This window comes from Phenylobacterium sp., assembly GCF_035276905.1.
Classification (GTDB): domain Bacteria; phylum Pseudomonadota; class Alphaproteobacteria; order Caulobacterales; family Caulobacteraceae; genus Phenylobacterium.
The window spans coordinates 15,085-28,514 of record NZ_DATELG010000052.1 but is presented as its reverse complement, the minus strand read 5'-3'; the positions used below and the strand labels follow the sequence as shown (position 1 = coordinate 28,514).

Sequence of the window (13,430 nt, the reverse complement as noted above, 5' to 3'; positions counted from 1 at the left end):
GACCGCGGCGATGGAGTCCTCCAGGTCGACGATGGTGGTCAGCGCCGATTCCAGGATCACGTCGGCGATCCCGGCCGGGTCGGCCTTGCCCACCGGATGGGCGCGGTCGACCACCAGCTCGATGTGCAGGCCGTGGTGGCGCAGGAGCAGGGTCTCGCCGCGGCGGCCGACCAGCTGGGCCGGGTCCTTCAGCTTCGGCTCGCCGCCCGCAAAGTCGGCCCACGTTCCCTCCGCAAGAGGAACCGCCTCGTCGAGGAAGGCCTTGGCCCAGGCGATCACCTGGGCGCCGCGGGCCGCATCGTAGCCCTGGCCGGCGGGGGCGCCCGGCAGGGCGTCCGTGCCGTAGAGCGCGTCGTAGAGGCTGCCCCAGCGGGCGTTGGCGGCGTTCAGGAGGAAGCGGGCGTTGAGCACCGGAACCACCAGCTGCGGCCCGGCCAGGCTCGCCACCTCGGCGTCGACGTTATTGGGCGCGACCTGGAACGGCGAAGGCTCGTCCATCAGGTAGCCGATCTCGCGCAGGAAGCCCTGGTAGGCGCCCTGGTCGATCGGCTGGCCGGCGCGGGCCTGATGCCAGGCGTCGATCTGCGCCTGGAGCGCCTCGCGCCTGGCCAGCAGGGCGGCGTTCTGCGGTGCGAACCGCTGATAGATCCCCGCCAGCCCCGACCAGAAGGCCTCGGCGCTCACCCCGGTCCCCGGCAGGGCCCGGTCCTCGACAAACCGCGCCAGCGGCTCGGCCACCTGCAAGCCGGCCTTGTCGATCATCTGGGTCATGGGTCGTTTCCTCCGCGACGTCGAATTTTTTTAGCGCTCGCGCATTTGGCGCGGTAGACGAACGAAAAGCATTTTAGCCGTGCATATAATGCAAGAAACCATCGACCCCGACCTTGCGCTCTTCGCCCACGTCGTGACGGCCGGCAGCATCGCCGCCGCCGCACGGCGGATCGGCCTTTCCGCGCCGATGGTCTCGCGGCGGCTGTCGCGGCTGGAGGCCCGGCTGGGCGTGGCCCTCATCCGCCGGACCACGCGGCGGCTGGAGCTTACGGCGCAGGGCGAGGTGTTCTACCGCGACGTCCGCGAGATCCTGGCGGCGATCGAACAGGCCGAGGCCAGGCTGGCCGGCGTCGCGCGCATCCCGGCGGGCCCCTTGAAGGTCAGCGCTCCCACTTCGTTCGGCCGGCTGCACGTGGCGCCTGCGCTCAAGCCCTTCCTCGTCCGCCACCCGCGGGTGGCGCTGACGCTGGAGCTCTCCGACGCCTATGTCGACCTCTTGGCCGAGCGCGTCGACCTCGCCGTGCGGATCACCGCCGAGCTGCCGGCGGGCGTGGAGGCCGAGCGGCTGGCGACCAGCCGCCGGGTTTTGTGCGCCGCGCCCGGCTATCTCGTCGAGCATGGCGCGCCGGCCGGCGTCGGCGAGCTGCGCCGTCACCGGCTCCTGATGCCGGGCGAGCAGCAGGCGTGGCGCCTGGCGATGGACGGCCGTGAGGTCGTCGTCGCCGGCGAAAGCGTCGTGCGCACCAACTCCAGCGAAGTGGTGCGCGAGCTGACCCTGGCCGGGGTGGGGATTTCGCTGCGCTCGCTGTGGGACGTGAGCCGTGAGCTGGCCGCCGGCCGGCTGGTGCGGGTGCTGCCGGAGGTGGAGGGCTCGCTCGACGTCGGCGTCTACGCTGTTCGCCCCCGCGCCGCCTTCACCCCGCCGGCCGTCGAGGCCTTCGTCGCCCACCTGCGCGAGACCCTGGGCCCGACGCCGCCGTGGGAGAATTAGGGTCCGCTCGGGCGCAAGACCAGGATCGCGGCCGGCTGGCGTCCGCGCGCCCGGGCGGCCACATAAAGCCGGTCTTGCCTGGCCGAGAACAGCCCCGTGCGCGCGCCTTCCCGCGTGGGGATGCGGCCGGCGGATGCGTAGCCTGCGCCCGCCCTGTTGAAGACCTCCACCGCCCCGGCGCCGCAGACGACGTAGAGGCGCTTCCTGGCGCCATCGAAGAAGACGTCGTCCGCATCGCCGCAGGTCGGCGCCTGCTGCTCGACATGGCCGGAGGCGGCGTTGAAGAGCGCCAGCCTCGCCGGCAGGCGATAGACGACGGCGACGCGGCCGGCGTCGCTGTCGAGCGCCAGCGGGAAGTTGAACTGAGGGCCCGGATTGCGCCAGCGCGCCAGCTCTCGGCCCGAGCCGAGGTCCACGGCGATCACCGCCCCCGCCCGCGGCGTATTGACGACCGCCCGGCTCCCCTGCGCCTCGAAACCCTCGGGATGCGCCGGAAGCGGGATGCGCCGCACCAGGGTGCGGGTCGCGGGGTCGACCACGGCCAGGGCCTGGCCATAGCCCGTCAGCACGCGTCCGGTCTGCGGATCGACCCGCACGTCGTCGGCGTCCTCGCCGAGCTTGAGGGCCCCGGCCGGCTTAAGATCGGCGGCGCGGTAGAAGCGCAGCATGCCGTCCCCGCCGGTCGCGACGACGAGCTCGTCGCGGCCGGGCAGGTAGCCGACGCCCTGCGGCTCCTTCAGCCCGCCGATGCGGCCAACAGATCGCCCGCTGGCGAGATCCACCGCCTCCACCGATCCGTTGCCCAGCTCCGCCACGAACAGCCGGCCTCGCCCCGCGTCGATGGCCAGGTGGTCGATCCGTCCGGAGACCTGGGCCAACGGGATGACGCGCTCCAAGGCGAGCGTCGGCGCCGCAGCTGCGCCGCGCGCAAAGGCGGTCAGGAGGAGACAGCCAAGCGGCGTGAGCGCCCGCGACGAAATCCGGCGCCATCGACGCCTCATCGGACCATGACCCAATGCGGCCGGATCAGCGGATAGGCGACCAGGCCGATGACCGCGGCGGCGGCGATCAGCACGGGATTGCTGACCTTGAAGCGGAACAGGAGCCCCAACGCAGCGATCGCGATCACCGCCGTCAGCACGTCGCCGATAGCGATCCGTCCCAGCAGCACGCAGGCCCCGAGGATAGTCCCGATCGCCGCGCCGTAGGTCCCGCGGATGAAGCCCTGCACGTTCGGATCCCCGCGATGGCGCATGAGGATCGGCGCGACGATCAGCACAAAGATGAATGAGGGCAGGAAGATGCCGATCGTGGAGACCAGCGAGCCGAAGAAGCCGGCCACCAGGAAGCCCACGAAGGTGGCGGTGATCACCACGGGGCCCGGGCTCATCATCCCGATGGCGACCGCGATCAGGAAGTCGCGCGGCGAAAGCCAGCCCGCCTCCTGAACGATGCCCTTCTCCAGGAACGGCACGATCACCAGGCCGCTGCCGAAGGTGAGGCTGCCGGCTTTCAGGAAGAACAGCAGCAGCTTGCCCAGCAGCGAGGGGGCCGCGACGTGCTGGGCAAGGCTGCCGGCGACCGGCGGGGCGAGGCCGGACAGAGGCGCCGGCGAGCGTGCGCCGCGGAACGGCGTCCCGTAGTAGAGGAGCCCGACGAGGCCCGCGCCGATGAACACCAGGGCGACCTCGGCCTTGAAGACGACGGTGATCAGGAAGGCGACGACGGCGATCGCCCATTGCAGCCAGTGCTCCATGCCGAGCTTCGACAGCCGCCAGCAGGAGTGCAGGATCAGGGCGATGACGACCGGGCTCACGCCATAGAAGACCGCCGTCATCCAGGCGAGGCCGCCGAAGTGGACGTAGAGCGCCCCCAGGGCTGCGACGATCAGGAAGTTCGGCAGGATGAAGGCCCAGCCGCCGGCCCAGGCGCCCCAGAACCCGCCGCGCATATAGGCCGCGAAGATCCCCACCTGGATCGCCAGGGGACCCGGCATCGACTGGCTGACGGCGATCGCGTCGCGCATCTCCGCCCTGGTGAGCCAGCCCTTCTCGCCGACCAGCTCGCGCTCCATCAGGCCGCACAGCGCGACGGGGCCGCCGAAGCCCAGCGTTCCCAGCCGCAGGAAATAGCGCACCAATTTGAGAAGCGGCACGCGCGCCGGCGTCGCGGCCGCCCCGTCTTCGCATGCCGTGGAACTCGTCGCCCGATCTTCGCCCATGTCTCACTCCCTCCCCCGTCGGGGAGTTGGAGCAGGTCTTGGACAACGGCGCGTCTGGCCGGGCGCCTGCGGTGAGCCCGGTAGCCGTTCCATATTCCCGCCGCGCCGCGGGTTCAAGGCCTCGCCGCGGCTAGTGTGCTGGATCAGAAGTTCGCCTGCATATGGCGCGCGCGCCGGAGCGAACTTCTGATCCAAAAAGCACACTAGAAAACAAATACTTGGCTAGTGTCCTTATCGCTTCCGAAGTTCGTCCGAGGCTGCCACAAGCGCAGGCGAACTTCGGAATCGGGACACTAGAGAGGCGGGGGCCGGACCTTCACGAAGTAGGTGACCTCGCCGTAGGTCCCGAACATCAGCTTGCCGCCGCCCTCGGTCACCTCCCAGCATTCGTCGGGCTGCGCTCCGTCGACGATGACGATGCAAAGCCGGTTTCCTTCGAGATGCCAGCGCCCCTTGCGCGGCCGGTTGATCTCCTCGCCGTCGATCGCGCCATTGGGCTTCAGATAGTAGCGCCAGTGCGCCCCGTCGCCGATGACCTTGCCGACAAGCCGATGGCGGATCTCCTTGCCGGTCAGGGTCTTCGCCTGCCCGGCGGCTTGGGCGCCGACAGCCGCCAAAGCCAGCGTCGTGGCGATCAGCCTATGGCGAAGCATTCGAGCTCTCCTGGTCGGGGCGCGTGACGACCGCATGGACCTATCCCCCGGGAGGGGATATAGCCGAACCATGCCGACCTTCACAGATCTTCTGCAGCAGGGCGCAGCGCACGCCTGGCTGTTCATTCCCAGCGCCGTCCTGCTGGGGGCGCTGCACGGGCTCGAGCCCGGCCATTCCAAGACGATGATGGCGGCCTTCATCATCGCCATCCGCGGCACGGTGCGGCAGGCGGTGATCCTCGGGCTGTGCGCCACGCTCTCGCACACGCTGATCGTCTGGGTGATCGCGCTCGGCGGGATGTTCCTCTGGCGCGGGCTCGCAGCGGAGACGGTCGAGCCCTACCTGCAGCTCGCCTCCGGCGTGATCGTGCTCGCCATGGAGCCTGGATGGTCTGGCGGACGCGCCGGGAACAGCGGATGGCCGCCATCCATGATGGTCACGACCACGGCCATCATCACCACCACGACCACCACGACCATGGCGGCGCGCAGATCGACACCGGCCACGGCCGCCTGGCGCTGGAGATCCACGAGGACGGCGTTCCGCCGCGCTTTCGCCTGTGGGCGGCGTCGGGGGCCAAGTGGGCGGCGGACAAGGTCGCGCTGGAGACCGAACGCCCCGACGGAAGCCGCCAGGCGTTCGCCCTGGTCGACCGCGGCGGCTTCCTGGAGTCGGTGGAGGAAATCCCCGAGCCGCACGATTTCATCGCCCGCCTCAGCCTGTCGCACGGCGATCACGCGCACGCCTACGACGTCGCCTTCGTCGAGCACGATTATGGGCCCGGGCAGGCTCACGATCCGATGCACGACGAGCTGCGCGGCCTGGACCTGACCGCAGGCTACCAGGACGCCCACGAGCTGGCCCACGCCAACGACATCCGCCGCCGCTTCGCCGGACGCGAGGTGACGACGGCGCAGGTCGCGATCTTCGGCCTGACGGGCGGCCTCATCCCGTGCCCCGGCGCGATCACGGTGCTGGTGCTCTGCCTGCAGCTCAAGCAGGTCGCGCTGGGCGCGGTTCTGGTGTTCTGCTTCAGCGTCGGTCTGGCGCTGACGATGGTCGCGTCAGGCGTTCTGGCGGCGCTCAGCGTCAAGCACGTCTCGCGCCGGTTCAGCGGTTTCGGCGAGATCGTCCGCACCGCGCCTTATCTCTCCGGAGGCGTCATCCTGCTGATCGGCGTCTATTTGGCCGTCAACGGCTGGCTGCACCTGCCCGCTGCGGCTTAAGCTGCCGGGCCTTGCGGAGCCTGCATGACCCACGCCCACAACACCGACCTGATGAACCGGCTGAAGCGCGCGCACGGACACCTGGCGACCATCATGCGGATGATCGAGGAGAACCGCGACGGCCTGGAGACCGCCCAGCAGCTCCAGGCGGTGATCAGCGCGCTCGACAACGCCAAGACCGTGCTGGTGACCGACCACATCGAGCATCACATCGAGGACATCGTCGGGCCGCTGTCGCGGGAGGCGCGCGAGAAGCTCGGCCGGCTGAGCCACCTGGCCAAGTACCTCTGACGGCCGCCTCCGAAGGTCCTTGGTCCCGGCAGGTTCCTCGCAGATCCTTCCGCGACCAAGGAAATCTCAGGTCTAGAGCGTTCGGCGGTTCGAATGAACCGCCGAACGCTCATAAGTTCTTGAAGTTAGACCATTCGCTGCGCCGAACCGGCGTCCACTTCGGCGGCGAATGGTCTAGGGGCATACCGTGAAGTTGGAGAATCCGCCGTGGCGCTGCTCCAACCCGGACAGCACGTCGTTGATGCGGTCGAGCGGATAGGATTCCTGACGAAACACCGACATGTCGAGCGTTCCGGCGCGCACCATTTCGGCCATCGCCGCGCCCTCGCCGGGGCTGAACCAGCAAGACCCCATGAATGACTGGTTGCGGTCCATGAAGGTGTGCACGTCCATCGGCAGCATGTCGGCCACGGCGCCCACGTTCACGATGCGCCCGCCCCGCCGAAGCGACCGCATGGCGTCGATCATCGCCGAGCCGGGCGATCCCGGCCCGAGGCAGTCGATGACGAGGTCCACGCCATCTCCATTGGTCATCTCATAGGCCCAAGGCTCGATGGGACCGTCCTGGACCGAATGCACCAATATGCGGCCCGGCGCGAGCTTGCGCACCTCTTCCAGCAGGTCGCGATTGCGGGCGACGGCCAGGATCTTGGTCACGCCCATGGCGAGGGCCAACAAGACGGCGCCCAGGCCAAGGGTGCCTGATCCGCCATTGATGAGCGTGGTCACGTTGGGGCCGGCGTGGCCCTTGCGCAGCGCCGAATACGCCGTTCCGAGATAGCCGAAGCGTGCAGCTTGCTGGAAGGTGATATTGTCCGGAAGCACGACAACCGAATTCGCGGGCGCGATCATGTACTCGCCGAGCCCGCCGAAGGGATATTGGTCGAACACGTCTTGCGCCGTGGGCGTGAACCCGAAATAGCCTTGCAGGACATAGGAGGTGCAGGCCACGGGATCGCCTTCGCGGCAGGCTCTGCACGAGCCGCAGCTGCGGCCGGGATTGACATAGACCCGGTCGCCCACCTTCAGACCCGTCACTGCGGAACCGACAGCTGCGATTTCCCCTGCCGGATCCAGTCCGAAGGTTGCGGGCAGCTCAGGCAGCGGGTTCTGCGGGAACCAGCTGGTCCAGTTCTTCAGCACGTTTCCAAGGTTAGGCACGATGCCGCACGCGCGCACCCGCACCAGCACGTCCAACGGCGCGGGCCTGGGCGTAGGCACGTCCTCGATCACCATCGGCGCGCCGACGTCGTGCATCCGCGCCGCGCGCATTGTTTCCGGCACCACGGGCATTTTCCTCACTCCTTTGTTCTTGGAAACACTGATGTTCGTCCGCACGGCCTGAACCGACGGCTATACCGGCCGCGCCTAAACAAGGGCGGGGTAGGATCCTCCGTCGAGATGAACGTTCTGGCCGGAAACGAACCCGGCCAGCGCGCTGCAGAGGAAAGCGCACATGGCGCCGAATTCCTCAGGCCGGCCCAGCCTTCGGGCGGCTATGCTTTCCACCTGCCGCCGCCGCGCCTCCTCGTAGCTGATGCCGTCGCGCTGCATGGCGACCCGGGCCATCTGCTCCTGCCGGTCCGTGTCGAACCGCTCCGGCAGCAGGTTGTTGATCGTCACATTGTCACGAGCGGTGTCGAACGAGAGGCCTTTCATCACCGCCGTAAGCCCGGCGCGGGCGCCTGCGGACAAGGTCATGTGCGGCCGTGGCGTCGTCACCATGGCGGAGGTGATATTGACGATCCGACCAAACTTGCGCTCGCGCATGGCCGGCAAGACCGCCTGCACGAGCTGGATCGGGGCGACCATGTTGCTTTCGATCGCCCCCATCCACGTCTGATGGTCAAATGACAAGAATTGGCCGGGGGACGGGCCGGCGTTATTGTTGACGAGGATGTCCGGCTGCGGGCACGCCGCAAGCAGGGCCCTCCGACCTTCGGCGGCGCCGACATCGCCTTGCACGGCATGGACTTGCGCACTGATCAGCCGCAAGTCGCGCAGAGCCTCGTCAAGCCGAGCGGCGTCCCGCCCGTTGATGAAGACAGTCACGCCTTCCCGAGCCAAGGCTTCGGCGCATGCGCGTCCAAGGCCTCGTGTCGATCCGCAAACAAGTGCTGTGCGGCCCGCTATGCCAAGGTCCATCTAGTTCACCGCCTTCTCATGTATGGAGTGCTGTCGCCTTGCTCTTGCGGGCTGCTAGAGCGCCGCCTCGGCAAGCAGAAGCGCGGCCATTTCCGTGGGATGGGTCACGATGGAATTGTGGCCGCCGGGGAACTCCAGGAACCGCCAGTCGGTGCGGGTGCGCGCATAGGCGGCGCTTGGGGCGGTGACCGGGAATGCGGGCGTCGTGCAGTGAACGAAGGTCGCCGGACGACCATTGCCGATCGGGTTTGCGAGCGGCAGGCCGGTCTTTTCCGCGCCGAACGGCTGGGGCGTCAGGAAGCGTTCGACCCAGGCGATCTGTTCGGGGTCCGACATGCCGAAGCGGGTGGCCGGCGGCGGCGGCACGCTGACGCCTCCGTCGAACGCCATCGCCGCCTGGATGCGCTGCTCGCGCGCGTCCTCCGGCATCGCCTCGAGCCGGCTGCGTCCATCGGGAGCAAGGCCGCCGTCGATGTAGACCAGACGCCGGATGCGCTCGGGCGCACGATCGACCACGCCGCTGATCGATCGTCCGCCATAGCTGTGTCCGACCAGGATCACGTCCGTCAGGTCCTCGCTGAGGATGACATTGAGAATATCGAGGACGAACGTCTCCATGCTGATGTCCGCCGACATCAGGTGCTTGCGCTCGCCGAGGCCGGTTTGGGTCGGCGTGTAGACCTCATAACCCGCGGCCCTGAGCTGTCTGGCGATCGGCTTCCAGCACCAGCCACCATGAAAGGCGCCGTGAACGAGAACGAAGGGGGGCTTTTCCGCCTGGGATGCGAGGGTCATGTGAGTTCCTTAAGTCAGCTACGAGGGACGGCGCCCTGACGATTCAAAGCTCGGCGCGACCGACGGTTGAAGGCGTGTGGAGGAGGCCTCTGTCTCAATGCCCAGCTTGCGCCGGACCCTGGTGGACCCGGTGAGGGAGAGCGCCTTGACCCGAGCGCCGCGGGCCAACGAGGCCGCCGCCTGAGCCGGGCAGGAAGAAGTTCAAGGCGCGCTCGCGGCGTTCAGGCGAGGCGTCCGGCCATCTGCTCCACATAATCGCTGCGGGCCATGCTCCCCGCGAGCCCATCGACAAGCATCTTCGTCTCGGCGAGCAGCGCCTCGTCGCTTTGATCAAGGTTGAGCGGCTCTCCGCACGGCTGCGGCGTATGGAATGGCGTGTCGAGGTAGACCTCGATGCGATTTTCCTCCGGGTCGTTGAAATAGACCGACCATGCGTTGCCGTGGTTCAGCCCGATAAAGTCGGACGCCCCGGCGGCGGTGGCCTTGTCACGCACCGCGCGGAGTTCCGCCAGATCGTTGACCTTGAACGACATCTGCATGACCGTGCTCGGTGCGTCGGCGCCGCGACCGCCCGAAAGCACAAGCTGGTGGTGCTGGTCGGCCGAGCCGCTCAGGAAGACGAGCTCGTTGCGAAAATTCTTTCCGACGCCGCGGTCAGTCACGACGAGGCCGAACACCCGCGTGTAGAACGCCTCCAGGGTCGGAATGTCCCGCACGTATATGCCGACGTGGGCGAGATGGGGGCGAGAATATCGGGTCATGTCGCTCTCCTGCTAGGGGCATACTCCCGACATCAGCTTGCCGCAATAATTTCGAAAACCGCAAGCTCTTTATGTGGGCGCGCCCCGGCGTCCTTCCTCGATACGCAGGCCATTAACGTGAAAGGATTCCGGATTTCAACAACCGAATGCCTATTTTCGAAATTGTTCAGCCAGCTTCCTGGAGGTGTGATCCGGCGCCCCAACGGGCCGAGTGAAGGTGGACGCCTGACCGGGACTCGAACCCGGGTGCACGGATTTGCCATCCGCTGCGTAGCCGCTCCGCCATCAGGCGTTACAATAATCCGCGCCCGACAGCCGTGGTTCCCGGTGGTTCCCTTCGGCAGGTCGTCGGCGAGGGCGTCGCCGAAAGCATTGGGGGGGCGAGATGATTGTTCGAAAGGCGGCGCGAGACGACCTTGATGCGCTGGTCAGGCTGAACGGCGTCGTCCAGCGGCTTCACGCAGAGTTGGACCCCGCACATTTCCGCCTCGACGTCGATGAGGCCGAGGTGGGCGCTTTCTTCGGCAGCGTGATCGAGGACCCAAACAGCCAAGTTCTCCTTGCCGAGAGCGATGCGGCGGAGCTCGGCTATGTCTGGTTCGAACGTCAGGAGCGTCCCCGCACGCCGTTCTCGCCGGCGCGAACGCGGCTTTACGTCCATCACATCGCGATCGCGGATGCGGCTCGGCGGACGGGCGTCGGCTCCGCCCTGCTGGCGGCGGTCGGGGCCGAGGCCGAACGGACCGGCGTCGGACGGATCGTGCTCGACGTCTGGGCGGCGAACCGAGGCGCGCAAGCCTTCTTCGAAGCGGCCGGCTTTGCGCCGTTCAATCTGGTGATGGCCAAGGCTCTCCAATCGGGCGCGGCCTTCCCTTAGTCAGTCCCCTAGTCAGGGGGGCCGTGGGCGATGTCGATCAGCAGCGCGGCGAGGGCCTCCGGACGGTAGGGCTTCTGGAGGATCCGGGCTCGCGGATAGCGCTCCGGGAGGTCGGCGGTGCCGTACGCCGTCGAGAAGACGATGGGGACGCCTCGGCTGACGAGGATGTCCGCCACCGGGAACACCTTCTCGCCACCCAGATTGACGTCCAGGATGGCGGCGTCGATCTCGGTCGCGGACTCGAGCGTCGCGAGCGCTTCGCTGAGTGTGGCGGCGGTCCCCGCCAGGATGCAGCCGAAGTCTGCGAGCATGTCCTCGAGCATGGCCGCAACGAGCGCCTCGTCCTCGACGAGGAGGATCTCGAGTCCAAGGAGCGCCGGATAGGCGGCGGGAAAGCCCGAGCCTTTGTCTATGGCGGCGCTTCGCCAGCCTGTATGTGCCGTAGGCATTGTCGCCACCTGACCCTGGCAGGCGTCTAGTTGTAAGCCTTCGGCCGTGGATTTTCTAGCCGACCGCGCCGGCCGCGGAGACATCGACGCGCGCTGCGGGCACTGGAATTAATTGCAATGCATTCTAGGCTGACGGCGCCGGCTGGCCGGCCGAGCCCCGGTAATCGCACGGAATGCAACGCGATGTCTGTGAGCCAACACCTGGAAAGCCTGCGCGAGCATGGCTTCGTTATCATCGAGAAGCTGTTTTCGGACGACTTCTGTGAGCGGACTGTGGAGGCGTTGCATAGGATCGAGCGGAAGTATTCGATCCGGCCGGCAAATCAGGATTTCTCCGGCCGCAAGACCGTTCGTATTATGAACCTGCTTCAATACGATGATTTGTTTCAAGAGATCCCCGTCAACGAGGGGTATTTGCCGATCATCCAAAACTATCTCGACAGGGAGTGCCTACTGTCGGGGATCGACAGCTCCGAGATCCACCCGGGGGAGACGGCCCAGCCCCTGCATTGCGATACCTGGTGGCATGACGACCTGCGGTTGCCATTCCCAGTGACGGTGAACACGATCCTCGCCCTCAGCGACTTCACCGCGGACAACGGGGCGACTCGACTGCTGCCCGGCAGCCACCATTGGCCGGCCGAAAAGGTGGCCTATGAAGTCGCTGAAGCGGGCCGCGTGACGCACCTGCCGGCCACCAATCCCAAAGGCTACGGCGCCGAATGGACGCCTGTCATCGCCGAAGCGCCGAAAGGGTCTCTCATCATGTATGACAGCCGGCTTCTGCACGGCGGGGGCGCGAATGTCACCAACGAGCCGCGTCCCAGCATCATTTCCCCCTTCTGCCTGGGATGGGTGCGCCAATTCGACAATTTCGCCTACGGTCTCACCCATGAGAAGCTGCGGAGCTTTTCGCCAAAGCTTCAGCAACTGGTCGGGCTCGAGCGCTACCGCGGCGGGTATAGCAACGTGAATAATATGAGCCCGCGCGAATGGCTGTGGGGTGATCGAAAGGTGCAGCAGCCATCGTGATCGCCCGGCAGGGCGCTGTTTGGAGATCGCCAAGGAAAATCTGGCGCGTGATAATTGCATTCTTGCACGTGTCGACCCGCACTCTTGCAGTGTGCCCGGCGGCGGCGTCGCTGTAGGTGCTGGTCAGCGTGCCGCGAACATGCGCGTGGACCGTCTGCGCGACTAGCCGGGCGTGCTGAATGGATATCAAGCCCGCCGCGGCGCCGGCTCCCAAGCCGCCTCGCTCGCCACGCGGGCGGTGAAGGACGGCGAGTCCATCGCTTATCTGACCCTTTCTTTGAGGAACCCGCCCATGAGCTATCAGACCATCCTCGCCGAGACCGCCGACGGCGTGACCCTGATCCGGCTGAACCGTCCGGAAGCGCTGAACGCGCTGAACAGCCAGCTGTTGAGCGAGGTCTGCCAGGCCCTCGACGTCGCCGAGGCCGATCCGGCGGTGGGCTGCGTCGTGCTGACGGGCTCCGAGAAGGCCTTCGCGGCCGGCGCGGACATCAAGGAGATGGCGGACAAGAGCTACGCCGACGTCTTCAAGGAGAACTTCTTCGCCGCCAGCGGCCGGCGCATCGAGCAGTTCCGCAAGCCGCTGATCGCCGCGGTGGCCGGCTATGCGCTGGGCGGCGGCTGCGAGCTGGCCATGCTCTGCGACTTCATCATCGCCGCCGACACCGCCAAGTTCGGCCAGCCGGAGATCAACCTGGGCGTCGCCCCTGGCATCGGCGGCTCACAGCGCCTCACCCGCCTGGTCGGCAAGTCCAAGGCGATGGACATGATCCTCACCGCCCGCCAGATGGACGCCGCCGAGGCCGAGCGTTCGGGCCTGGCGAGCCGCGTGGTCCCGGCCGACAAGCTGATCGAGGAGGCGCTGGGCGCGGCCAAGCGCATCGCGCGCCAGTCGCCTTTGGCGGTGATGATGAACAAGGAGATGGTCAACGCCGCGCTCGAGACGACGCTGGCGACGGGCCTGGCCTACGAGCGCAGGCTGTTCCACTCGCTGTTCGCCTTCGACGATCAGAAGGAGGGCATGGCCGCCTTCGTCGAGAAGCGCAAGCCGGTCTTCAAAGGGGCCTGAATTCCTGAGGATGGCGCCCGACCGGCAGCCCTCGTCGCGAGGCGCTGTCGGGCGGTTGATCCCTAAATGCCCGAAAAAGTCCCTGCCGACCGGAGTCGGCAGGGAGGTAAATCGGCGATCAGGGAGGGAAATTCGCCGATTGCAGCTG

14 protein-coding genes, 1 tRNA gene and 2 pseudogenes are annotated in these 13,430 nt (G+C 67.2%); 7 read left to right on the top strand and 10 right to left on the bottom strand.

Going from position 1 to position 13,430, the window contains the following annotated elements; all coding sequences use genetic code 11:
* Positions 1 to 771, bottom strand: a pseudogene (locus VJS38_RS02065) (malate synthase G); the annotation flags it as partial.
* An 88-nt stretch (positions 772 to 859) separates the two neighbouring features.
* Between VJS38_RS02065 and VJS38_RS02060 the strand changes: the two are divergent.
* A complete protein-coding gene (locus VJS38_RS02060) occupies positions 860 to 1,762 on the top strand; it encodes a LysR family transcriptional regulator (RefSeq protein ID WP_324086491.1) in 903 nt (300 codons plus the stop codon).
* On the opposite strand, the gene VJS38_RS02055 is transcribed toward VJS38_RS02060, so the two are convergent.
* The 3 genes from VJS38_RS02055 to VJS38_RS02045 form a co-directional block, all read right to left on the bottom strand.
* Positions 1,759 to 2,658 (bottom strand): hypothetical protein, encoded by a 900-nt coding sequence (locus tag VJS38_RS02055; protein ID WP_324086490.1) that lies wholly within the window; start codon positions 2,656 to 2,658, stop codon positions 1,759 to 1,761. The two genes, VJS38_RS02060 and VJS38_RS02055, sit on opposite strands and share 4 nt — an antisense overlap.
* 101 nt (positions 2,659 to 2,759) lie before the next feature.
* The gene (chrA, locus tag VJS38_RS02050; RefSeq protein ID WP_324086489.1) at positions 2,760 to 3,983 is read right to left on the bottom strand and encodes a chromate efflux transporter; all 1,224 of its coding nucleotides are present in this window, start codon (positions 3,981 to 3,983) and stop codon (positions 2,760 to 2,762) included.
* 293 nt (positions 3,984 to 4,276) lie between these two features.
* A complete protein-coding gene (locus VJS38_RS02045) occupies positions 4,277 to 4,636 on the bottom strand; it encodes a hypothetical protein (RefSeq protein ID WP_324086488.1) in 360 nt (119 codons plus the stop codon).
* Between the two features lie 34 nt (positions 4,637 to 4,670).
* On the opposite strand from VJS38_RS02045, the pseudogene VJS38_RS02040 reads away from it, so the two are divergent.
* The 3 genes and pseudogenes from VJS38_RS02040 to VJS38_RS02030 all read left to right on the top strand — a co-directional run.
* Positions 4,671 to 4,952, top strand: a pseudogene (locus tag VJS38_RS02040) (hypothetical protein); the annotation flags it as partial.
* 101 nt (positions 4,953 to 5,053) lie between these two features.
* Positions 5,054 to 5,863, top strand: coding sequence for a nickel/cobalt efflux transporter (locus VJS38_RS02035; RefSeq protein ID WP_324086492.1), 810 nt, complete (start codon positions 5,054 to 5,056; stop codon positions 5,861 to 5,863).
* A 24-nt stretch (positions 5,864 to 5,887) separates the two neighbouring features.
* Positions 5,888 to 6,154 carry a metal-sensing transcriptional repressor gene (locus VJS38_RS02030; RefSeq protein ID WP_324086487.1) on the top strand — a complete coding sequence of 89 codons (267 nt, stop codon included), beginning with the start codon at positions 5,888 to 5,890 and terminating at the stop codon, positions 6,152 to 6,154.
* A gap of 174 nt (positions 6,155 to 6,328) precedes the next feature.
* On the opposite strand, the gene VJS38_RS02025 is transcribed toward VJS38_RS02030, so the two are convergent.
* The 5 genes from VJS38_RS02025 to VJS38_RS02005 form a co-directional block, all read right to left on the bottom strand.
* Positions 6,329 to 7,447: an alcohol dehydrogenase catalytic domain-containing protein gene (locus VJS38_RS02025; protein ID WP_324086486.1), complete on the bottom strand. Its 1,119-nt coding sequence runs from the start codon at positions 7,445 to 7,447 to the stop codon at positions 6,329 to 6,331.
* Positions 7,448 to 7,522: 75 nt separating this feature from the next.
* Positions 7,523 to 8,299 carry an SDR family oxidoreductase gene (locus VJS38_RS02020; RefSeq protein ID WP_324086485.1) on the bottom strand — a complete coding sequence of 259 codons (777 nt, stop codon included), beginning with the start codon at positions 8,297 to 8,299 and terminating at the stop codon, positions 7,523 to 7,525.
* 54 nt (positions 8,300 to 8,353) lie between these two features.
* Positions 8,354 to 9,094, bottom strand: a complete 741-nt coding sequence (locus VJS38_RS02015; RefSeq protein WP_324086484.1) for an alpha/beta hydrolase — start codon at positions 9,092 to 9,094, stop codon at positions 8,354 to 8,356.
* 221 nt (positions 9,095 to 9,315) lie between these two features.
* Entirely contained in the window at positions 9,316 to 9,855 is a 540-nt protein-coding gene (locus VJS38_RS02010; RefSeq protein WP_324086483.1) for a VOC family protein, read from the bottom strand.
* A gap of 218 nt (positions 9,856 to 10,073) precedes the next feature.
* Positions 10,074 to 10,147 (bottom strand) — tRNA-Cys (locus tag VJS38_RS02005).
* A 93-nt stretch (positions 10,148 to 10,240) separates the two neighbouring features.
* Between VJS38_RS02005 and VJS38_RS02000 the strand changes: the two genes are divergently transcribed.
* Positions 10,241 to 10,732, top strand: coding sequence for a GNAT family N-acetyltransferase (locus VJS38_RS02000; protein WP_324086482.1), 492 nt, complete (start codon positions 10,241 to 10,243; stop codon positions 10,730 to 10,732).
* 8 nt (positions 10,733 to 10,740) lie between these two features.
* Here VJS38_RS02000 and VJS38_RS01995 read toward each other — a convergent pair whose 3' ends face one another.
* A complete protein-coding gene (locus tag VJS38_RS01995) occupies positions 10,741 to 11,181 on the bottom strand; it encodes a response regulator (protein ID WP_324086481.1) in 441 nt (146 codons plus the stop codon).
* 189 nt (positions 11,182 to 11,370) lie between these two features.
* On the opposite strand from VJS38_RS01995, the gene VJS38_RS01990 reads away from it, so the two are divergent.
* Both VJS38_RS01990 and VJS38_RS01985 read left to right on the top strand, forming a co-directional pair.
* Positions 11,371 to 12,213, top strand: a complete 843-nt coding sequence (locus VJS38_RS01990; RefSeq protein WP_324086480.1) for a phytanoyl-CoA dioxygenase family protein — start codon at positions 11,371 to 11,373, stop codon at positions 12,211 to 12,213.
* Between the two features lie 292 nt (positions 12,214 to 12,505).
* A complete protein-coding gene (locus VJS38_RS01985; RefSeq protein ID WP_324086479.1) occupies positions 12,506 to 13,282 on the top strand; it encodes an enoyl-CoA hydratase in 777 nt (258 codons plus the stop codon).
* The last annotated feature ends 148 nt before the right edge of the window (positions 13,283 to 13,430 follow it).